The following is a 20,938-nucleotide window of genomic DNA, read 5'->3' as shown; positions in this document are numbered from 1 at the left end:
GAATATCGCCCCAACCATGCTAAGTATTCATATTCTGTAAATATTCTGGCAGGAATACGCATAAGCGTGCCGTTTTTCCTTTGCTAAGCTCAATGCAGACCTGTCTCGTTTGAATAAGGAGAACAAAATGAGTCAACAGAAACTCCGCCAGCTTGGCGACAGCGGTATCGAAGTTCCCCGTCTCACCTTTGGCGGCAACGTATTTGGCTGGACGGTGGATGAGAAAACCTCGTTTTCACTGCTGGATGCGCTGGTTGAGAAGGGCTTGTTCTTCATCGATACTGCCGACGTCTATTCGCGCTGGGCGCCGGGTAACGAAGGTGGCGAATCGGAAACTATCATTGGTAAATGGCTGAAGAAAAGCGGCAAGCGCGACCGCATCGTGCTGGCCACTAAAGTCGGCATGGAGCTTTCGCCGGAAAAAACGGGCCTTAAACCGGCATACATTCGTCAGGCGGTGGAAGATTCACTGCGCCGTCTGCAAACCGACGTCATCGATCTCTATCAAGCGCACCGTGATGATGAAACCACGCCGCTGCTTGATACGTTGAAAGCCTTCGACTCGCTGATTAAAGAGGGTAAAGTTCGTGCCATTGGCGCCTCCAACTACAACGCTACACGCTTGCAGGAAGCGCTGGATGTCAGTAAGCAACATGGACTGGCACGCTACGAAACCTTGCAGCCGGAATATAATCTCTACGATCGTCAGGAGTATGAAAGCGGTCTGGAGCAGGTTGCGGTGAAAAATGGCCTCGGCGTGATCAACTACTATTCGCTGGCCAGCGGCTTCCTCAGCGGTAAATACAAAAAGCCGGAAGATGCCAGCAAAAGTAAGCGCGGGCAGGGCATTGTGGATAAATACCTCAACGACCGCGGCAAGCGGATTGTTGAAGCGTTAGAAGATGTCGCCGCCTCGCACGATGTATCGGCGACGCAGGTGGCGCTGGCGTGGCAGATTGCGCGTCCCAGCATTACCGCGCCGATTGTCAGTGCGACATCGCTGGAACAGCTGGATGAGCTGGTGAAAGCCACCGAACTGGAGCTCAGCAAGCAGGAAATTGAAGAGCTGGTGAGCGCCAGTAAACTGTAATGTTTTCAGGGACGCTGCGGCGTCCCGCTATTTTTCTGCTCTGCCTCACAAAAAATGCCATTTGCAGCAAAATATTTTCAATCATCGACCACCGTCACAATTGCGTTGACGCACTATCAACCTGCGGTAAACTGCGCACATATTTGCAAAAATTGACAAATCCTCAGCACTATCCTCTGTTCGATCCATTCCAGTCACTTCATATAAGAATAACCATCATGAACAGAAAAGAAGCAGTGCAGCATTTACCCCGCCTGGCAGCGGGAACCCTGATGTTTGCGATGCTGAGTGCATCGGCGGTAGCCGCTGATGCGTTCAGTTATGACTCTCCCTATATGTTTGGCGATTGGGGCGGCAACCGCACGCAGTTGGAAAATGACGGCATTAAATTCGACGTTAACTACACCATGGAAAGCGCCTCCAATCTGGCGGGCGGCGCCGATACCAATACTTCAATGCGTTACAGCGATCAGTGGGCGTTTGGCGCCAACTTTGACCTGGAAAAACTGCTCAACTGGCAGGATGCGCAATTCCAGATGACGATTACCGATCGTAATGGTCAAAACATCTCCGACCAGGTCGCCGATCGTCGTACCGGTATGTTGTCCTCGACCCAGGAAGTTTACGGTCGCGGCCAAACCTGGCGTTTAACCCAATTCTGGTTGAGCAAAGGTCTGTTCGATAACACGGTTAACCTGAAAGCCGGTCGCGTTACCGTCGGTGAAGATTTCGATAACTTTGACAGTAAATTCCAGAACCTGGCATTCGGTAGCGGTCAGGCAGGTAACTGGCGTGGCGATCGCTGGTTCAACTGGCCGGTTTCCCAGTGGGGCGGCCGCGTAAAAGTGAACTTTACACCTGACGTGTTCTTCCAGGTGGGCTTCTATAACCAGAACCGCGCCAACTACGATCGCGGCGACGGCTTCCGTCTTGATACCAGCAACTCCGAAGGGAATCTGGTGCCGGTCGAGTTGGGCTGGAAACCGACTTTAGGTGCAGACAAGCTGCCGGGTAACTACCGCATTGGCTATTACTACTCCTCAGCTAACGGTGACAACTACGGCAGCTGGCGCGATGGCGCTTATCAAAGCCAGGATCATGCGTATGGCGGCTACGTGCTGTTACAACAACAGTTGACCGCGCAGGGCGGCGATGCCAGCCGTGGTTTAGGCGTCACCGTGCAGGCGGTGATGAACGATCATAAAACCTCAAAAACCGATAACTATCAGTCGGTGAGCTTTACCTGGAAAGGGCCGTTCGATGCGCGTCCACAGGATGAGATTGGTGTCGGTGCGGCACGTATTCACGTCAACAGTGCTTATACGCGCTCGCAGCGTGAGCAGAACAACGCCAACGGCGAAACGGACTTCAATAGCCCAACCTATCTGCCGATTCAGGATGGTTCTGAGTACAACTATGAGATTTACTACAACGCTCAGCTGACCAAATGGCTGCAGCTGCGTCCGAACCTGCAATATGTGGTAGCGCCGGGTGCGGTGAGCGAAGTGAAAGATGCGTTTGTCGGCGGGATCAGTGCGAACGTGAATTTCTGATGTTTAATGCGGGTCGCCATCAATAACGACCCTTCATCCGATCGTAGGGGCGGCATTTATGCCGCCCTATTCGCTTAACCGAACATCACCTCTGCCCAGCGGGCAAGACCGGCGGTAACCGATGCGAAATCATCACCGCTGGCAATAGGTGTATCGGGCAGCGCCTGCTGCAATGCGGCACGCAGCACCGGAGAACGTGCGCTACCGCCGGTGAGATAAATCACTTCCGGCTTGGTTTCGCAGGTGGCAAGCGCCAGATGCACTTGCTCCAAAATACGCTCCAGCGGTTGATTAATCGCTTCTTCCAGCTGCGTCGCGCTGATCTGCGCCTGCAATTGTGCGGCGATAAACGTTAGTGACGCATCCGTTTCTTTCACATCAGACAGCGCAATTTTGCTCTCTTCCGCCGCACGCACCAGACGATAGCCCAGCTTCTGCTGCCACACTTTCAGCAGGTGCGCCACTTTGTCACTGTGCTCGGCATCCCGAATCAAATCGCGCAGCAGTTTGCCGCTGGCCGCAGAATAGAAATCGCTTTGCGCTGGAACATCATTGATCGCGACCGCATTCCACCATGGCAGCGCGGGCAGCGCGGTGCCTTTCTGCGTATTGCCACCAAGGCCCAGCAGCGGCATAAGGGTTTTAAACGCCAGCATAATGTCGAGATCGTTACCGCCCACGCGGCAACCGCTGTGGCCAAGCAAACTTTCACGGCGATCGGTTTTATGGCGCCATTCCGGGCCCATCAGCAGCATCGAGCAGTCGGTGGTGCCGCCGCCGATATCCACCACCAGCACGCGCGTCTCTTTCTGCAGCGTGGCTTCAAAATCCAGCCCTGCTGCCACGGGTTCAAACTGAAACTCGACATCACGGAAACCGGCGCGCTGTGCGGCACGCAGCAAAATACCTTGCGCCTGTTGGTTGGCGTCTTCGCCACCTAAGCCCTGGAAGTTAATCGGGCGACCAATCACCGCTTGCTCAATCGGGCGATCAAGCTGCGTTTCACCCTGCTGACGGATGTGCAGCATCATGGCGCACACCAGATCTTCAAAGAAGGCGATCTGCTGCGGCTTCAGGCCGTTAGCACCAAGGAAGGATTTAGGTGATTTCACGAACCACACTTCTTCGGGATCGACCATATATTGCTGCAACGCCGTCAAACCGAACTGCACGCTGCCCGGCAGAACCTCAATGTCTTCTTCACGGTTATAGCGCAGCGCACGCTGCAATAAGGCGGTGCCTTCGCTGTCTGGCGTTGGGACCTGATGATGACGGTATAACCATTCGCTGATCGCTTCGCGCGTCGGGGCACAAATCATGGAGGGAAGCAGGCGCTGACCATTCTCCAGTGTCAGCAGGCGCGGCGTACCATTATCACTGACTGCAATTGAACAGTTTGCTGTGCCGTAATCGAATCCGATAAACATATTTATCCCCCATGCCGGAAAAAAGGGGGCGACTTTAGCGCAGCCAGCGCGGGCTGGCAATGGGCAGAAGCGGCAGATTACCGCTGCACTTCCTGATAAACGTGATACTGACCACGGCCCGCGTGTTTTGCGCTGTAACAGGCAACATCAGCCTGTGACATCACCACATTGCTGATGAAGTTATGTTGATCAATTTGCGTGATGCCGGCACTCGCGCCGACGTGATAAGGCTGCTCCTTCCACACAAAACAATATTCGTTCACCGCCGTGACAATGCGCTGCACCACATCGCGCACCTGATCCACCTCGCAATTCGGCAGCAACACGCCAAATTCATCACCGCCCAAACGCGCAAGCATATCGCTGCTGCGCAGATGATGTGGCATCAGCTCAGCCAGTTCGCGCAGCAGTGCATCACCTGCTGCGTGCCCAGCGGTATCGTTCACCGCTTTAAACTTGTCGAGATCGATAAACACCAGCACGTGCTGCGTCTTGTTGGTCGCCGCATCGTTAACCAAATGTTTTAAACGCTGCTCGAAGCTCTGGCGATTCGGCAGGCGCGTCAGCATATCGTGTGAGGCGCTGTAGCTGAGGCGTTTCATTACCTTGCGCGATTCACTAACGTCTTGAATAACCATCACCGCACCAATGCTGGCGCCGGTTAACGTTTTCAGCGGTGTGATGCTGTAGTGAATCTCAACGCGCGCACCCTCTGGCGTGTGCAGCACCAACTCTTCGTCGAGATCGGGTGAGATTTTTTCGCCCGGCAGCTGACACAGCAATACGTTATCGACGCGCGGGCCATTCGCGCCGCGCGTGATGTTAAGCAGCTCTGTAATCGGCACGCCCGCGGCTTTTTCCTGGGGCCAGCCGCTCAGCGTTTCAGCCACGGGATTCATAAAGGTGACACGCATTTCATCATCGGTGCTGATCACCGCTTCCCCGATCGAATCGAGGGTGATCGCCATGCGCTCTTTTTCCTGGAACAGCGCTTCATTCAAGGCGCGCAGCGGCGTGATGTCCTGACAAATGCCGAGCATACGTTCGATGTGCCCATCCTGGCTGAGGATGCGGTTGGCCTCGGAGCGCACGTAGCGCGGACCCTCCGGCAAATTGATCCGGTATTCCAGTTGGAAAGCGCTGCGGCGTTCGATGGCTTGCTGCACCGCCAGCGCGGCGCTTTCCCGTTCGTCCGGATCGAGCAGATGCACCCACAGATCGTAGGTGGGGGTTTGCTGTGGGCTGAGGCCAAACAGCTCATACATGCGCTTGTCCCACAGCATTTCACCGGTCAGTAAATTCCATTCCCACACGCCGATGCCGCCGGCTTCGTTCGCCAGCGTGATGCGTTCCATTAAGCGGCGATTGACCTGCTCGCTCTGCTTCAATTCGGAGATATCGATAATCTGGGCGATGAAGTAGTGCGGTTGTTGTGCCGCGTCGCGCACCATTGATACCGTCAGCCGCGCCCAGACGATCTCGCCATCCTTGCGGAAATAGCGCTTCTCCATGGTGTAGGTCATGATCTCACCCGCCACTAAGCGCTCAAGTTGCTGCAAATCGCTATTGAGATCGTCGGGATGCGTAATCTGCTGGAAGGTGAGTTTTTTCAGTTCTTCGGCCGGGAAGCCTAACGTCTGGCACAGCGACTGGTTCACCTGCTGCCAGCCGCCATTGGGCGAAACCAGCGCCATGCCGATGGCCGAATACTCCATGGCATTGCGGAAACGGGTTTCACTTTCGCTGATGTGATGCTTTTCACGCTGGAAGGCATCCATCACCAGCGCCATAACGTGACTCGGCAGCAGCACCAACAGGAACGGCAGCCAGGTGCTCACCTGGCCGAGCAGCATGCCGTTTTGCGCCAGATTAACCCAGTTGAAGGCCAGCAGGATTGAAATAAAGCTGGCGTTGAGGAAGAACAAAAGAAACGCTTCAAATTTCGGCAGTCGTACCGAGCACCAAAAAAGAATCACCACAATAAAGGTGAAGGGCCACGGCAGAAAACGCAGCGATAAATAGCTGGCGAGCAGCGTGCCGAGCAGCGTCAGGCACGTTTCCAGCTGACGGCCTGGCGTAAAGATGTGGCGCAGGGGTTTATTCGGCCACAGCAATAACACCGGACCAAACGCCAACACGCCAATCACTTCGGAAATTACCCACGTCGAGAAGAAGGGCAGCGCCGCTTTGTTACCGACATGCAGCATCCATAACGCGACGACGCCACCCAATAATGGCGCAATCAGGCCGGCGCACAGCGCAAAACGTACCCAATCGAGCAATGAATTAAGCGGCGCGCGTCGATCAAGCAGGGCGCGCAGCATTACGCCGCCTAAAATGGCCTGCACCATATTTAAGACGGCGAATTTAATATTGCTGAGCGCGGGACCAATAATCAGGAGGTTGGCCAGCGCGGTACCCAGTACGCAGGCGAGCAGCAGCAGCGGCACGTGTTTTGACGAGGCACGAAACACGATCACCGTCATCAGCGCGGTGGAGTACCAAAGCGGAGAAATGCGTCCGCTGACGACAATCAGTTCCAGACAAAACAACGTCAGCAGAAAGGTCAGTCCGCCCATCAGCAAAGCATTGAGCCAGATTCGTTGTGGTTTTTGCTGTGAGGTCAATATTTCGAGGGTCATGCAAGAATCCAGCCGCGCCGCAGGGAAAATGCGCCAGTCAATCACTATTTTGCATGCTAGCACATCTATTTGAGATGTCTGCGGGGAAATCAGTTTTGGTCGTTATTCACTGAATTGATTGGCCCTTTGCGCGCAAAGGGCCAATCGGTATTAGCGAAAAAGATCGGCGCGGGTGAACGGTTTTTCTAAGCCGGCCAGATTGGCCGAGAAGCGCTCAAGGAACTGTTGTGTGGTGGCGACGCGACCGTGGCCCAGCAGCAACAGCGGCACCAGCAGCGCAATACCGACCTGTGGCAGACTAAAGCCCTTCAGCGACGTGCGGCGCTGGGTTAACAGAAATGCGGTGCTAAGCGTGAAGCCGAGCATCAGGCCGGCCAGCACTTCACTCTTTGAGTGTGCGTGAATAACCAGCCGCGACAGGCCGACCATCAACGGGATCAGGTAACCGATACCAATAGTAAACAGGCGCCAGCGCGGCGACCAGCGGCCGGAGATCAGCCACATCATTACCGGCCAGAGCGTGGCCGACATCGCGCTGTGTCCGCTGAAACCGGTAAAGTTGAATCTGGCGCTACCAATACCAAAGCCGAGAAACAGTATTTTCGAGACGCTCACCACCAGGCCAGCAAGACCAAACGCCAGCACCCAATACCAGACGGTTTGGCGGTTGTCGCTTTTCCATGGCAATACCAGCGCGATAATCACCGCGGTAGGGATCAGCAACATGCTGTCACCAAAATAGGTCAGGGTTTTCCAGCTCATACTTTTCCTTGCGGCTCCATTCAGCGTACCAACGCCAGCAACAGTGTTGGCAGATGAACAGTGTAACGATTAAGCGTCTGGCTGCAAAAGGGGATATTCTGAAAAGCCGTCGGCCCATTTCTCTGGCATCAAACCGGTGAAATACCTATAATTGCCGCCAACTAACCCTCTCATTCGGCCCGTTGCAGCTTCGGCTTAGGCAGGCTCCAGTTATCAGGTCTTAAAAAAGTATGACTGACAAGTCTCATCAGTGCGTGATCGTTGGCATCGCAGGTGCATCCGCATCCGGAAAAAGTCTTATCGCCAGCACGCTCTATCGTGAAATCCGTGACCAGGTCGGTGACGAGCATATCGGCGTGATCCCCGAAGATGCCTACTATAAAGATCAGAGCCACCTCACCATGGAAGAGAGGGTGAAAACCAACTATGACCATCCGAGTGCGATGGATCATGATTTGCTGCTGCAGCATCTGCGCGCTATCAAAGCGGGTCAGGATATTGAGTTGCCGGTCTACAGCTACGTTGAGCACACGCGTACCAGCGATTGCATTCATCTCAAGCCTAAGAAAGTCATCATTCTGGAAGGCATTCTGCTGCTGACCGATGCGCGACTGCGCCAGGAGATGAATTTCTCCATCTTCGTCGATACGCCGCTGGATATCTGCCTGATGCGCCGCATGAAGCGCGACGTCAATGAGCGCGGTCGTTCAATGGATTCCGTAATGAGCCAATATCAGAAGACCGTGCGTCCGATGTTCCTGCAATTTATTGAACCTTCCAAGCAGTACGCTGACATCATTGTGCCGCGCGGCGGAAAAAACCGTATCGCGATTGATATCCTCAAGGCCAAGATTAATCAGTATCTTTGACGACACAGCGTCCGCGCAGGCGTGACGCACTGTCGTAGCCATTCGCTACACTTAATTCATGGAGTACCTGCGATGAGATTATGCGATCGCGATATTGAAGCCTGGCTGGACAACGGAAAGTTGGCGATTGAGCCGCGTCCGCCAGTGGAACGCATTAACGGCGCGACGGTTGATGTGCGCCTCGGCAATCAGTTCCGCACCTTTAGTGGCCACACTGCCGCTTTTATTGATTTGAGTGGTCCAAAGCACGAGGTCAGTGCCGCACTGGATCGCGTGATGAGCGATGAGATTGTGTTGCCGGAAGGCGAGGCCTTTTTCCTGCATCCGGGCGAGTTGGCGTTGGCGGTGACGCTGGAATCCGTCACCATACCCGACGATTTGGTCGGCTGGCTGGATGGTCGTTCTTCGCTGGCACGCCTTGGCTTGATGGTGCACGTTACCGCGCACCGTATCGATCCCGGCTGGCAAGGCCGCATCGTGCTGGAGTTCTATAATTCGGGCAAACTGCCGCTGGCGCTGCGTCCGGGCATGTTAATTGGTGCCTTGAGCTTTGAGCCGTTATCAGGCCCGGCTGCGCGTCCGTATAACCGCCGCGAAGATGCCAAATATCGTGGTCAGCAGGGCGCGGATGCCAGCCGCATCGACAAAGACTGACTAAAAAAATGCTTGCCACAATACTTCGAGGTGCAGCAACGCGGCAAGCGAGTAGATCTCCAGGCGCTTACAGCAGTAAGTGACGGGGGTGAGCGAGCGCAGCCAACGCGGCTGCAACTTGAAGTATGCAGGCAATGAGGATTTGATGAGAAGAGTGATAACAACACTGGCCATCCTGTTAGTGGTGGTCGTAGCGGGTATGACAGCATTGGTGTTGCTGGTCAATCCCAACGACTTTCGTACCTATATGGTAAAGCAGGTAGAACAGCGCAGTGGTTATCAGCTTCAGGTAAGCGGCGATCTGCGCTGGCATGTCTGGCCGCAACTCAGCATTTTGGCTGGGCGCATGAGTTTGACCGCGCCTGGCGCCACGCAACCGATGGTCACCGCCGATAACATGCGGCTGGATGTCAATCTTTGGCCGCTGTTATCGCATCAGCTTAGCGTCAACCAGGTGATGCTGAAAAATGCCATTATTCGCGTCACGCCGCAGAGTGCAGCGCAAAAGCCGACGGGCGCGCCCGTGGGGCCGGGTGATGCCGAACCGGTGAGCAGCAGCAACACCGGCTGGTCATTTAACATAGGCAAACTGCGTCTCGCCGATAGCCTGCTGATTTGGCAGCAATCCGGCGGCGACGAATATAACTTCCGCGACCTCAATCTCAATCTCGATCAGGATGCCAGCAAACAGGCCAGCATTAATCTGGCTACCCGGATTTCGCGTAATCAGCGCAATCTCAGCGTCAATCTCAAAGGGCAAATGAATGTGGCGCAGTATCCACATCGGTTAGTCGGACAGCTGGATGAGATGAATTACGCCATCGACGGCGCCAATCTGCCGACGCAGGGGATTAAAGGCACGTTGCGCGGTCAGGGTGAATGGAACGGCGACAATCAGCATTTCTCATTACAGAAGATGCAGCTCACCGCCAATGACAGCGCGCTGGATGGCAGTGCCGATGGACGTTTGGCGCTTCCGCAGCAGCTGAATCTGGCGCTGCATGCCACCCACTTAAATATCGACGCGCTGATGGCGAATGCACCGGTGACGGATAGCAGCGCAGCGCAGCGTGCCAACGTGGTTAGCACGCCAGTGATTGCTGAGCCGCGCATGCGTGACAACAGCGACTCGCCGCTGAATCAAGTGGATCTGATGCTCAACCTCACGGCGGATAGCAGCGTGTGGCGTGGCCTGACGCTGACCAATTTGCAGCTCGACGCCAGCAATCAGCAGGGCTTGATGACCCTGAGTAAGTTGCAAGGCAAATTCGGTGACGGGCATTTCTCCGTTCCCGGTTCGGTGGACATCCGTAAACCGGTAACGCAAGTCGCGTTCCAGCCTGAGCTGGATAACATCGCCATTGCGCCGTTGCTCAAAGCGTTGGAACTGCCAGAAACATTGCAGGGCACCGTCTCGCTGAAAGGCGATCTCAGCGGAGCCGGATTAAGTATTGAAGAAGCAAAACGTAACTGGCAGGGCAGTGCGGATCTGGAAGCCACTAATCTGCAGCTTTCGCAGCTGAATCTGCAGCAAATGGTACGTCGGGCGGTGGCGCGCGTGAGCAATCGTGTCACTAACGATCAGCCTGACGATCAGGGCATCCAGCAGTTAAGCGGGCGCGTCAGCCTCAAGCAAGGCATCTTCAGTTTGCCGGATTTGCAGGGCGGCAACAGTCGTCTGGCGCTGCAAACTCAAGGCCGTGTCGATATGAATAAGCAGCAGCTCGACGTTACCATTAATATGGTGCTGCGCGGATGGCAGGGCGATGACAAATTAGCCAACCTGTTAAATCAGCAAACTATTCCGCTGCGCATGTATGGCGGCTGGAATAATCTGCAGTATTCGTTACCGGTGGATGACGTGGTGCGTCAGCAGCTGCAAAGTGAAGCGAAGTCGCGGCTGAATCAGTGGCTGGATCGCCAGCAACCTGCGAAGCAGCCATAAACGCCCGTTTCGCACCTTAACGTAGCGGCCCAATGTATTGCGCACCGCGATGGCGGATAAAACGAGCGCGATAAATCGCGCCGTTACGTTAGGTGCGATTTATGCCTCGATATTTATCGGCACTATTTCCACTTTCTGCACGCGATGATTTTCCACCTGCAATGTACGCAGCAGATAATCGCCGATCTGCAACGCTTCCCCTTCCTGCGGCACATGTTGCAGGCTATCCATCAGCAATCCCGCCAGCGTATGGTAATTGCGCTTTTCGTCGAGCGGCAGCTGCACATAGACGGCTAAATCCTCTAATGGCATATGCCCGTTCGCCACCCAACCGCCGTCGGGCAATGCTTCAATATCATAACGCGGGTCGATTTTTTCCCCTTCGTTCGGCAGATTGCCGGCGATGGTTTCCATCAGGTCGCTAAGCGTTACCACCCCCTCCACCGAACCAAACTCATCCACCACAAAAGCGAAATGGGTGCGCGCGTTGCGGAATTGTTCCAGCGCCTGCAGCAACGTTACGCGCTCAGGAAAGATCAACGGCTGACGGATCAGCGAGCGTAAATCCAATGATTTGCTGTGCAAGGATTGGTGCAGCAGATCAATAACGTGCACTACGCCGAGCGGATCGCGTCCCTGTTCGGTAACCAGAATACGCGTGTGCTGGTTGCGGTCGAGCTTCGCCATAATGTCAGCCGGATCTTCGGCAAGGTCGATGTGCTCAATGTCGTGGCGCGAAGTCATGATGCTATTGATCTGGCGCTGCCCCAGCCCCAGCACACGTGCAATCATGCGTCTTTCCTGACGGTTAAACAGCGCACCTTCTTCATTGTCGCTCACTAAAGAGGCGGTATCGGCGTCCAATTCGGCATGCTGCGCCTCACCGCGCAAAATACGCAAGACGGCTTCCGAGGTGCGCTGGCGTAATGGGCGTCCGGCAGTGAGGAAACGGCGACGGTTAAACGTTGCCAGCTGATTCAGTATCTCAATGACGATAGAAAAACCGATCGCCGCGTAGAGATAGCCTTTCGGAATAACAAAGCCTAATCCTTCGGCGACCAGGCTAAAGCCGATCATCAGCAGGAAGCTCAGGCAGAGAATCACGATAGTCGGATGGCCGTTAACAAAACGCGTAAGCGGTTTACTTGCCAGCAGCATGAGCAGAATCGCCACCGTCACCGCTGCCATCATCACCGGCAGTTCATTGACCATACCGACGGCGGTAATCACCGAATCCAGCGAGAAGATAGCGTCCAGCACCACTATTTGCGCCACCACTGGCCAGAATTTAGCACCGTTCTTATTTTGACCAGTTTCCTCATCACCGCCTTCAAGGCGGCTGTTTAACTCGGTAGTGGCCTTATAAAGAAGAAAGAAGCCACCACATAACAGCAGCAGATCGCGGGCGCTAAAATCGTGATGCAGCAGGGTAAACAGCGGTTGTGTCAGGGTTACCAGCCACGAAAGTGAGCCCAGCAGCGCTAAACGCGACAGCAGCGCAAGCAGCAGCCCGATAATGCGCGCGCGGTCGCGCTCCTTTGGCGGCAACTTTTCGACGAGAATGGCAATGAAAACCAGGTTATCAATGCCCAACACCAGCTCCAGAACGATTAGCGTTACTAATCCTGCCCAGAGCGATGGATCAATGATCCACTCCAACATGCGTTAATCACCTTAATGTCTGTGTCATATGTTTAATCTGATGATAGTGAAACGGCCTAAAGCCTACAAATAGCCGCTAACACGGTCAATCCGCGGTGCGACTAAGAAAGAAGAATAACCGCGATTGCCGGTTTGCACCGAAAAGATGAAATTATGGATAAAGATTGCACGTGAATGAAGCACGCTATTATTTTTTTTTAGTCACTAAGCTCGCGCATTTTTAATGCAGCATATTGAGTCGTTGAGTATCGAATTAATCTGAATTTTGCTGAGGAATGGCCTGAAAGGGCTGGCATCAATACTTATGGCTGGTAGTCTTTTTCCTAAAATAGTGCAGGGAAGACGGGGCCTACTTGTAAACAAGCCAGTAATAACTAGTATAGCAACGTGTTAGTAAATGTCTGCGCCAATGTTGTTAATAGCGTGCTCCTTAGCCTCCTAATGTTGCGAATTGTGATCGCACGCGGACCACGGCCGGTAATTAGCGCGAAATGCCGCATAAAACAGGCTGTAAATAGGATGACGGAAGCGGTATTGGCAGCGACAGCCAAGGGCGGTAGCGTGCCTGAAACGCCTTATCTTGGTTAAATGGTCTGTCACTGTGGTAAGGGAAGTCGGACTAATCTGTTGGTATTAATCAAGATTCTCTTGCTTACTAATGCGAGAGTTTGTTTTGACCTCAGAGAATTTACCGCAGATTGCCTCAACAAATGCAGTGAATATATCGCTCGTTTATTAAACAGCGTTGAGGCGTTAGGGATTAAGAAATAATATAAAAGAGTTAAATATGCGCGATAACGAAATTACATATAAAAGTCTCCTGACCAAATTTTTACTGGCATGCTCGGATTTAATTTGTTTCAACGCCGCATTATTTATTGCGATGGCGTTGGTTAATTCGTTCACCCATTCTCCTTTGGCAGATATATCTGAAAAATACCTGCATTTAAAAATTGCTACGCACATTGCTCTCTCCATTATTTGCGTAGGCTGGTTCTGGGTTCGCCTGCGTCATTATACTTACCGCAAGCCATTCTGGTTCGAGCTCAAAGAGATCTTTCGTACCATTCTCATTTTCTCTGTCATTGATTTGTCAATTTCAGCACTTTCACAATGGCAAATGTCGCGCTTTGTCTGGGTTGCTACCTGGATTCTGGCGCTGATTCTGATTCCACTGGCGCGCTCCATCTCTAAACGCGTCCTGAATCATTACGGCATGTGGAAGAAGCAAACTATCATCATCGGCAGCAGCCGTAATGCGCAGGAAGCCTGGCAGGCACTGCAGAGCGAAGAGGTTATGGGCTTTGATGTGATTGCCTTCTTCGATGTTGATAAGAGCAGCCCGCAGGCCAGCATTTCAGGCGTGCCCGTTCTGCACAACGAACAAGAGCTGTGGCAGCTGACTAACAGCGAAACCCAGTTCATCGTGGCGGTGGAGTTCGAACAGAGTCAGCACCGCGATCACTGGCTGAAAACCCTCGCGATGCATAATTGCCGCTCGGTTTCCGTGATCCCAACGCTGCGCGGTGTACCGCTTTACGGCACCGACATGGCTTACATCTTCAGCCATGAAGTGATGATTCTGCGCGTCAATAACAATCTGGCGAAGCGCACTTCACGTTTCCTTAAGCGTGCATTCGATATCGTCGGCGCGCTCAGCATTATCCTCGCGCTGTCCCCGGCGCTGCTGGTACTCGGCTTTATGGTTGGCCGCGATGGTGGACCACCGATTTACGGTCATGAACGTGTTGGTTTGGGCGGCCGTAAGTTCAAATGCCTGAAATTCCGCTCGATGGTGATTAACTCGAAAGAGGTGCTGGAAGAGGTACTGCGTACCGACCCCGTGGCCCGTGCCGAGTGGGATAAAGATTTCAAACTGAAGAACGATCCGCGCATTACCAAAGTCGGTCATTTCATCCGTAAAACCAGTCTGGATGAGCTGCCGCAGCTGTGGAACGTGGTACGTGGCGATATGAGCCTGGTGGGTCCGCGCCCGGTTATTGAAGATGAACTCTGCCGTTATGCCGGTGACGTCGATTATTACCTGATGGCAAAGCCAGGCATGACGGGATTGTGGCAGGTTAGCGGTCGTAACGACGTTGACTATGAAACACGCGTCTATTTCGACTCGTGGTATGTCAAGAACTGGTCGCTGTGGAATGACATTGCGATTCTGTTTAAGACGGTTGGCGTAGTGCTGAAACGCGATGGCGCCTATTGATAGACAGCGAGGCCGGGGAGGGCACTATTATCCCCGGTTGAAAACTGCCGGTGCTGGGTGTGTCGTTATTTGACAGCTGCACTTATTGAGTCTGTATAAACCATTTTAATTGATGTCGTCTTTAGACTCGGTGACAACATAAAACCAAGGGAGCGCATAATAATGACCCACAGTTTCAGTGTTTAACCCGTCACATTAACTTTTTGTAAGACGCTACACAGCGGGCGATTTCGCCTCTATCAATCAATAACTGATAGCGAAGAATCAGATGATAATGAAAATTAAATTGATACCTTTACTGGTATCCGCGACTTTTCTCTCCGGATGTACTATTGAGCCGGGTTCTCACCTTTCCACCAGTGGAAAAGATGTCATAGAGCAACAGGATAGCAACTATGACATCGACAAATATGTCAACGTCTTCCCGCTGACGCCGCGTCTGGTTGAACAGATGCGTCCGAAGCCGTTAGTCGCGCAGGCTAACCCGATGCTGCAAAACGAAATCCAGAGCTACGAATACCGCATCGGTGTTGGCGACGTACTCAACGTCACCGTCTGGGATCACCCAGAGCTGACCACACCAGCCGGTCAATACCGTAGCGCCAGCGACACCGGCAACTGGGTGCAGGCGGATGGCACCATCTTCTACCCGTACATCGGTAAAGTCCGCGTAGCGGGCCGAACCGTCACCGAGATCCGCAGCGAAGTGGCGCGTCGTCTGGCACAGTTCATTGAAAGTCCGCAGGTTGACGTAAACGTCGCCTCGTTCCGTTCGCAGAAAGCCTACGTTACCGGTTCGGTGACCACCTCCGGACAACAGGCGATCACTAACGTGCCGCTGACCGTGCTGGATGCCGTCAACGCCGCTGGCGGCTTAGCCGCTGACGCTGACTGGCGCAACGTGGTGCTGACGCACAACGGCAAAGAACAACGTCTTTCGTTGCAGGCGCTGATGCAAAACGGCGACCTGAGCCAAAACCATCTGCTTTATCCGGGCGATATCCTCTACGTTCCGCGTAACGATGACTTGAAAGTCTTCGTGATGGGCGAAGTGAAGCAGCAGTCAACGCTGAAGATGGACCGCAGCGGCATGACGCTGGCCGAAGCACTGGGCAACTCGCAGGGTATGGATCAGACCACGTCTGATGCCACCGGCGTGTTCGTGATTCGTCCGATCCGCGGCACCAACCGCACCAAAATTGCCAACATCTATCAGTTGAATACCAAAGATGCGGCATCGATGGTGATGGGCACCGAATTCCAACTGGAGCCGTACGACATCGTTTATGTCACCGCGACACCAATTACCCGTTGGAACCGTGTGATTTCAAGCCTGTTGCCGACCATCGTAGGTGTTGACGATGCCAGCTCCGCGGCGCTTCGTTTCCGCAACTGGTCGAACTAAGGGTTCGCCATGATTAAGTCCGTGTTAGTCGTCTGCGTCGGCAACATTTGCCGCTCTCCCACCGGAGAGCGTCTGTTCAAACGCGCGCTACCCAACATCCGGATCGCCTCCGCAGGGCTCAGTGCGCTGCAAGGCTATCCGGCGGACCAGAAAGCTCTCGATGTGGCCGCCGATCACGGCGTGTCGCTCGAGGGTCATCAGGCACAGCAGTTAACGGCCAGCATGTGTCGTGACTATGACCTGATTCTGGTAATGGAAAAGCGCCATATTGAGCAGGTGAATCGCATCGATCCAGCCGCACGCGGAAAAACCATGCTGCTTGGCCACTGGCTCAACCAGCATGAAATTGCGGATCCGTACAAAAAAAGTCGCGAGGCCTTTGAAGAGGTCTACGGGTTACTGGAAAACGCTACCCAGAAATGGGTCAACGTATTAAGCCGATAGTTGGGATTATCCATGAATATCAAAAACAAGGTTATGACCGCGCCAAAGGAAGATTCGAATGGATGGGATCTGGCGCATCTTGTGGGACAGCTGATTGATCATCGCTGGATCATTGTTGCCGTTACCGCTTTCTTTATGCTGGTGGCAACCCTCTACACACTGTTTGCAACACCGATTTACAGCGCTGATGCCATGGTGCAGGTTGAGCAAAAGAACGCCAGCTCGGTGCTGAATGAGCTCGACAGCATTCTGCCGCCAACGCCAGCATCCGATACTGAGATTCAGATTCTCGAATCGCGCATGGTTATCGGTAAAACCGTTGCCGATCTGGGACTGGATACCGTTGTCACCCAGAACTATTTCCCGGTTATTGGTAAAGGTCTGTCGCGCCTGATGGGCAACAAGCCATCAACCGTGGCGATCTCTCGCCTGGAAATTCCACGCACCATTGATAAGCGCACCGTCGAACTGGAAGTGACCGGTCCTGACTCGTACACCGTGTCAGCGGATGGCGATGAGCTGTTCAAAGGTAAAGTCGGTCAGCTGGAAACGCACGGTGATGTCACCATGCTGGTCAGCGGTATCAATGCCGATGAGGGCACCAGCTTCAGCGTAACCAAGTTGAACGAGCTGCAAGCCATTAACTCGGTACTGGCCAACCTGACCGTTGCCGACAAAGGCAAAGACACCGGTGTGCTGGGTCTGGAGTATCTGGGTGAAGATCCAGAGCAGATCAGCAAGGTACTGAACCAAATCGTTAATAACTACCTGCTGCAGAACGTTGAACGCAAATCTGAGCAAGCGGAAAAGAGCCTGGAATTCCTGCGCAATCAGCTGCCGCAAGTGCGTGGCAAACTGGATGATGCGGAAGATAAGCTGAACACCTTCCGTCGCCAGAACGAGTCGGTTGACCTGTCGCTGGAAGCGAAATCTGCGCTGGATTCTTCTGTCAGCGTGCAGAGCCAGTTGAACGAACTGACCTTCCGTGAAGCCGAAGTTTCTCAGCTGTTTACTAAAGATCACCCAACCTATCGCGCCTTGCTGGAAAAACGCAAAACGCTGGAAGGTGAGCAGGCAACGCTGAACAAAAAGATTTCTCAGATGCCACAAACGCAGCAAGAGATCTTGCGTCTGACGCGTGATGTGCAGTCGGGTCAGGAAATCTACATGCAGTTGCTGAACCGTCAGCAAGAGCTGGGTATCAGTAAAGCCAGCACCGTGGGTGATGTGCGCATCATCGATGGCGCGGCAACCGGTAACAGTCCTGTGGCACCGAAGAAGCTGCTGATTATCGCTGCTAGCGTGATTCTGGGTCTGATGGTTTCTGTGGGTCTGGTATTGCTGAAAGCGCTGTTGCATCACGGTATCGAGAATCCAGAGCAGCTGGAAGAGCTGGGCATGAACGTCTACGCCAGCGTACCGCTGTCAGAATGGCAACGTAAGAAAGATACCGAAGCACTGGCGCGTCGTGGCAACAAGGTGAAAACCGATCCGCACGAAACGCTGCTGGCCTTGGGTAATCCAACCGACCTGTCAATTGAAGCGATCCGTAGCCTGCGTACCAGCCTGCACTTCGCGATGATGGAAGCGAAAAACAACATCCTGATGATCACCGGCGCCAGCCCAGGTATTGGTAAAACCTTTATCTGTGCCAATCTGGCAACGCTGGTAGCAAAAGCGGGCCAACGCGTGCTGTTCATCGATGGTGATATGCGTCGCGGTTATACCCACGAATTGCTGTCAGCTGATAACAAATCAGGCTTGTCCAACGTATTGTCTGGCAAAACCGAATTCAGCCCAGCGCTGATTCAGAAAGGCCCGTACGGTTTTGACTTCCTGCCTCGCGGACAGGTGCCGCCGAACCCATCTGAACTGCTGATGCATCGTCGCATGGGTGAGCTGCTGGATTGGGCGAGCAAGAACTACGATCTGGTGTTGATTGATACGCCACCAATTCTGGCGGTAACCGATGCATCTATCATCGGCAAACTGGCCGGTACTTCGCTGATGGTGGCGCGTTTTGAAACCAACACGCCGAAAGAACTGGATGTCAGCTTCAAACGCTTTGCACAGAACGGTATTGAGATTAAAGGTGTGATCCTCAACGCCGTGGTGCGTAAAGCCGCCAACTCGTATGGTTACGGTTACGACTATTACGACTACGAGTATGGCAAACCGACCAAAAGTTAATTTGCCCGTCATTGACCGTTAATGATGAGGGTAATCCGGTGAAGAGAGGGGCGGGTTGACCGCCCCTTTTGATCGCACCGTTTGAATGACGACACGCAACGATTTACACAGGTGATTCTCTCTATAACGCCATAAAAGCCACTGTTGGCATGAGAACTTGTGGAATTAAGGAATCACACCATGGCTCCATATTGGTATTTATCAGGGTTTGTACTGTTGCTTGCGCTGGTCGAAATCCTGTTGAAGAAAGACGAACGCACCACCCATATTCTGACTTACCTGCTGTGTATCGCCACCGTAACGCTGATTGTCTTTGCGGGTATTCGCGGTCTCGGCACCGGGATGGATGACTATCAATATCGCAGTTTCTTTGCCGACTTCATCCGCCGTATTGAGGTTAACGGTTTTGCTAATACCGTTGCCTTCTTCCGTTACGAACCGCTGATTTTTGCGATTGCATGGATCACCAGCCTGTTTTCACACAATGCCAGCGTGTTCCTGTTTGTGTTCAGTATTCTGGCAGTATCGACTAACGCGATCTTCTTTAAAAAGATGTCGCCGTATCCGGTGCTGGCATTGGCGCTTTACTCGGCGCACATCTTCATCAACAAAGACGTTAACCAGATTCGTTTTGGCCTGAGTTCGGCGCTGTTTCTCGGCGTAATTTGGACCATTTATATCAAGCAATACTGGTGGGCGTTTGCCTTCTTTATTCTGTCCTTCCTCAGTCACAACACCGCCGTGATGGTCGTCACCATCATACCGTTCCTGTTTATTCGGGAATCACGCTGGTGGCCAGTGATCATCATCATGTTCAGTGTGCCACTCTCGGTGGTGGGCGGTACCGGCTTTATTGCCTTGATCGCCGGACATCTGGGATCGATGGGGGAGAGGGCCGCAGGCTACAGCAACGAAGCGTCGAATGCCGGTGATGGCAGCGTGGTGTCAGTGTCGAACCTGAAAAACATCATGCTGGTGTTCATCTTTGTCTACTTCATGCTGAGCAACAAACTCAAGCGCGATCAGTACGACGTGTGGAAACTGAATTACCTGCTGATTCTCACTTTCGCTATCGGCGGCGGTATCAGGATCTTCTTCTATAACTACTCATCGGGTGCGCGCCTGTCGAACTACCTGCTGCAGGTCGAACCGATTATTTTGACGTCGCTGATCTTCCAGTCAAAACGCGCGCTTAAACCCGCGATGTTCGCGATGTTTGCTTTCTTCCTTGTTTATTACCTCTATTACAACACGATCTCACTGAAGCAAGCCGTTGTTGGCTATGAAGTTGCTCGTGAATTCAAATTGTTTCATTAATCGATGAGAGGAAATATGCGGAAGACATTACTGGCAGTTCTGATCACCTCTGCGCCGTTACTGGCGCAGGCAGACGATCATCCCGGCACCTTTATCATCGCGGCATACGGTGACTCCACAACAGCGGGCGTCACCGCATCCGGCAATCGCAATATCATCAGTAAAAATAACGAAGTGAGTTTTTTACAGCAGATGTTGCGCGAGAAATACGGCAACAACATTGAGGTGAAGAATCACGGTATGCCCGGCGCACAGGTCTCGGTGCTGGTTTATAACAAAGACAACACACCGCAGGACTGGTCAGAACGCATGGCGAAATCCGACGCCAATATGATTTTGATTAACTATGCGATTAACGATGCGCGCATCAATTTCTTCAAAGACAAAGGCGAGCGCATTGAAACGCCGGAAGAGTACAAGCGCATCATCACCGATCTGGTGAAAGGCGCGAAGGCGAATAACAAGCTGGTGGTTTTACAGGAACCGAATCCAATCTGTGGCAAAGCCGAGCGCTGGAATGTCTGGCCTTATGTGTATCAGTTAAATGAAGTGGCTAAAGAGCAGCAGGTCCCGATTGTGAAACAATTCAGCGTCATCAAACAGAACCGTGACTGGCAATCTGAGATGTCGCCTGATTGCATTCACCCGAACGAGATGCTTTATAAACAGAAAGCAGAAAGAACCTTCAACGTTTTGAGCAGCAACTTCGATAGCGTTTTCTCGCGGCACAGCAGCTAACCCAACTCAGATTCAGGAG

Annotated in this window: 15 protein-coding genes; 11 read left to right on the top strand and 4 right to left on the bottom strand. The window is 53.2% G+C overall.

Annotated features, from left to right (window positions below; genetic code table 11):
- Positions 1-127: 127 nt before the first annotated feature.
- Positions 128-1,090 carry an aldo/keto reductase gene (locus ACRQ84_RS08445; protein WP_483817737.1) on the top strand — a complete coding sequence of 321 codons (963 nt, stop codon included), beginning with the start codon at positions 128-130 and terminating at the stop codon, positions 1,088-1,090.
- Between the two features lie 218 nt (positions 1,091-1,308).
- Entirely contained in the window at positions 1,309-2,643 is a 1,335-nt protein-coding gene (locus ACRQ84_RS08440) for a carbohydrate porin (protein WP_064739239.1), read from the top strand.
- A gap of 74 nt (positions 2,644-2,717) precedes the next feature.
- Here ACRQ84_RS08440 and yegD read toward each other — a convergent pair whose 3' ends face one another.
- From yegD to ACRQ84_RS08425, 3 genes are all read right to left on the bottom strand, one after another.
- Entirely contained in the window at positions 2,718-4,070 is a 1,353-nt protein-coding gene (yegD, locus tag ACRQ84_RS08435; protein ID WP_483817736.1) for a molecular chaperone, read from the bottom strand.
- Between the two features lie 77 nt (positions 4,071-4,147).
- Positions 4,148-6,712, bottom strand: a complete 2,565-nt coding sequence (locus ACRQ84_RS08430) for a diguanylate cyclase (protein WP_483817735.1) — start codon at positions 6,710-6,712, stop codon at positions 4,148-4,150.
- 150 nt (positions 6,713-6,862) lie between these two features.
- Positions 6,863-7,474 (bottom strand): phosphatase PAP2 family protein, encoded by a 612-nt coding sequence (locus ACRQ84_RS08425; protein ID WP_064739236.1) that lies wholly within the window; start codon positions 7,472-7,474, stop codon positions 6,863-6,865.
- Positions 7,475-7,704: 230 nt separating this feature from the next.
- Between ACRQ84_RS08425 and udk the strand changes: the two genes are divergently transcribed.
- From udk to asmA, 3 genes are all read left to right on the top strand, one after another.
- Entirely contained in the window at positions 7,705-8,343 is a 639-nt protein-coding gene (gene udk, locus ACRQ84_RS08420) for a uridine kinase (RefSeq protein ID WP_007888949.1), read from the top strand.
- 72 nt (positions 8,344-8,415) lie between these two features.
- Positions 8,416-8,997, top strand: coding sequence for a dCTP deaminase (gene dcd, locus ACRQ84_RS08415; RefSeq protein WP_007888946.1), 582 nt, complete (start codon positions 8,416-8,418; stop codon positions 8,995-8,997).
- Positions 8,998-9,142: 145 nt separating this feature from the next.
- Positions 9,143-10,942: an outer membrane assembly protein AsmA gene (asmA, locus tag ACRQ84_RS08410; RefSeq protein ID WP_064739235.1), complete on the top strand. Its 1,800-nt coding sequence runs from the start codon at positions 9,143-9,145 to the stop codon at positions 10,940-10,942.
- Between the two features lie 99 nt (positions 10,943-11,041).
- Here the strand turns inward: asmA and ACRQ84_RS08405 are convergent, their stop codons facing one another.
- On the bottom strand, positions 11,042-12,604 hold the full coding sequence (locus tag ACRQ84_RS08405) for a TerC family protein (RefSeq protein WP_064739234.1): 1,563 nt from the start codon (positions 12,602-12,604) through the stop codon (positions 11,042-11,044).
- Positions 12,605-13,391: 787 nt separating this feature from the next.
- Between ACRQ84_RS08405 and wbaP the strand changes: the two genes are divergently transcribed.
- The 6 genes from wbaP to ACRQ84_RS08375 all read left to right on the top strand — a co-directional run bounded on the left by wbaP (position 13,392) and on the right by ACRQ84_RS08375 (position 20,919).
- Positions 13,392-14,825 (top strand): undecaprenyl-phosphate galactose phosphotransferase WbaP, encoded by a 1,434-nt coding sequence (wbaP, locus tag ACRQ84_RS08400; protein WP_064739233.1) that lies wholly within the window; start codon positions 13,392-13,394, stop codon positions 14,823-14,825.
- Positions 14,826-15,099: 274 nt separating this feature from the next.
- Positions 15,100-16,230 (top strand): polysaccharide export protein, encoded by a 1,131-nt coding sequence (locus ACRQ84_RS08395; RefSeq protein ID WP_155726391.1) that lies wholly within the window; start codon positions 15,100-15,102, stop codon positions 16,228-16,230.
- A 9-nt stretch (positions 16,231-16,239) separates the two neighbouring features.
- Positions 16,240-16,674, top strand: coding sequence for an arsenate reductase/protein-tyrosine-phosphatase family protein (locus tag ACRQ84_RS08390; RefSeq protein WP_483817734.1), 435 nt, complete (start codon positions 16,240-16,242; stop codon positions 16,672-16,674).
- 12 nt (positions 16,675-16,686) lie between these two features.
- Positions 16,687-18,864, top strand: coding sequence for a tyrosine-protein kinase Wzc (gene wzc / locus ACRQ84_RS08385; RefSeq protein WP_064739231.1), 2,178 nt, complete (start codon positions 16,687-16,689; stop codon positions 18,862-18,864).
- Positions 18,865-19,044: 180 nt separating this feature from the next.
- Complete coding sequence (locus ACRQ84_RS08380) at positions 19,045-20,181, top strand: EpsG family protein (RefSeq protein WP_483817733.1); 1,137 nt, start codon at positions 19,045-19,047, stop codon at positions 20,179-20,181.
- A 15-nt stretch (positions 20,182-20,196) separates the two neighbouring features.
- Positions 20,197-20,919 (top strand): SGNH/GDSL hydrolase family protein, encoded by a 723-nt coding sequence (locus tag ACRQ84_RS08375; RefSeq protein WP_064739229.1) that lies wholly within the window; start codon positions 20,197-20,199, stop codon positions 20,917-20,919.
- Positions 20,920-20,938: the final 19 nt, after the last annotated feature.

It is taken from the genome of Pantoea sp. E2023-21, from assembly GCF_051302795.1.
Classification (GTDB): domain Bacteria; phylum Pseudomonadota; class Gammaproteobacteria; order Enterobacterales; family Enterobacteriaceae; genus Pantoea; species Pantoea ludwigii_A.
Note: the sequence above shows the minus strand (reverse complement) of the source record. Positions and strands in the feature narration are given on the sequence as shown.

Excerpts from the sequence above, each read along its gene's own strand:
- ACRQ84_RS08445 (WP_483817737.1), top strand. The coding sequence starts at position 128 with ATGAGTCAACAGAAACTCCGCCAGCTTGGCGACAGCGGTATCGAAGTT.
- ACRQ84_RS08440 (WP_064739239.1), top strand. The coding sequence starts at position 1,309 with ATGAACAGAAAAGAAGCAGTGCAGCATTTACCCCGCCTGGCAGCGGGA.
- yegD (WP_483817736.1), bottom strand. The coding sequence starts at position 4,070 with ATGTTTATCGGATTCGATTACGGCACAGCAAACTGTTCAATTGCAGTC.
- ACRQ84_RS08430 (WP_483817735.1), bottom strand. The coding sequence starts at position 6,712 with ATGACCCTCGAAATATTGACCTCACAGCAAAAACCACAACGAATCTGG.
- ACRQ84_RS08425 (WP_064739236.1), bottom strand. The coding sequence starts at position 7,474 with ATGAGCTGGAAAACCCTGACCTATTTTGGTGACAGCATGTTGCTGATC.
- udk (WP_007888949.1), top strand. The coding sequence starts at position 7,705 with ATGACTGACAAGTCTCATCAGTGCGTGATCGTTGGCATCGCAGGTGCA.
- dcd (WP_007888946.1), top strand. The coding sequence starts at position 8,416 with ATGAGATTATGCGATCGCGATATTGAAGCCTGGCTGGACAACGGAAAG.
- asmA (WP_064739235.1), top strand. The coding sequence starts at position 9,143 with ATGAGAAGAGTGATAACAACACTGGCCATCCTGTTAGTGGTGGTCGTA.
- ACRQ84_RS08405 (WP_064739234.1), bottom strand. The coding sequence starts at position 12,604 with ATGTTGGAGTGGATCATTGATCCATCGCTCTGGGCAGGATTAGTAACG.
- wbaP (WP_064739233.1), top strand. The coding sequence starts at position 13,392 with ATGCGCGATAACGAAATTACATATAAAAGTCTCCTGACCAAATTTTTA.
- ACRQ84_RS08395 (WP_155726391.1), top strand. The coding sequence starts at position 15,100 with ATGAAAATTAAATTGATACCTTTACTGGTATCCGCGACTTTTCTCTCC.
- ACRQ84_RS08390 (WP_483817734.1), top strand. The coding sequence starts at position 16,240 with ATGATTAAGTCCGTGTTAGTCGTCTGCGTCGGCAACATTTGCCGCTCT.
- wzc (WP_064739231.1), top strand. The coding sequence starts at position 16,687 with ATGAATATCAAAAACAAGGTTATGACCGCGCCAAAGGAAGATTCGAAT.
- ACRQ84_RS08380 (WP_483817733.1), top strand. The coding sequence starts at position 19,045 with ATGGCTCCATATTGGTATTTATCAGGGTTTGTACTGTTGCTTGCGCTG.
- ACRQ84_RS08375 (WP_064739229.1), top strand. The coding sequence starts at position 20,197 with ATGCGGAAGACATTACTGGCAGTTCTGATCACCTCTGCGCCGTTACTG.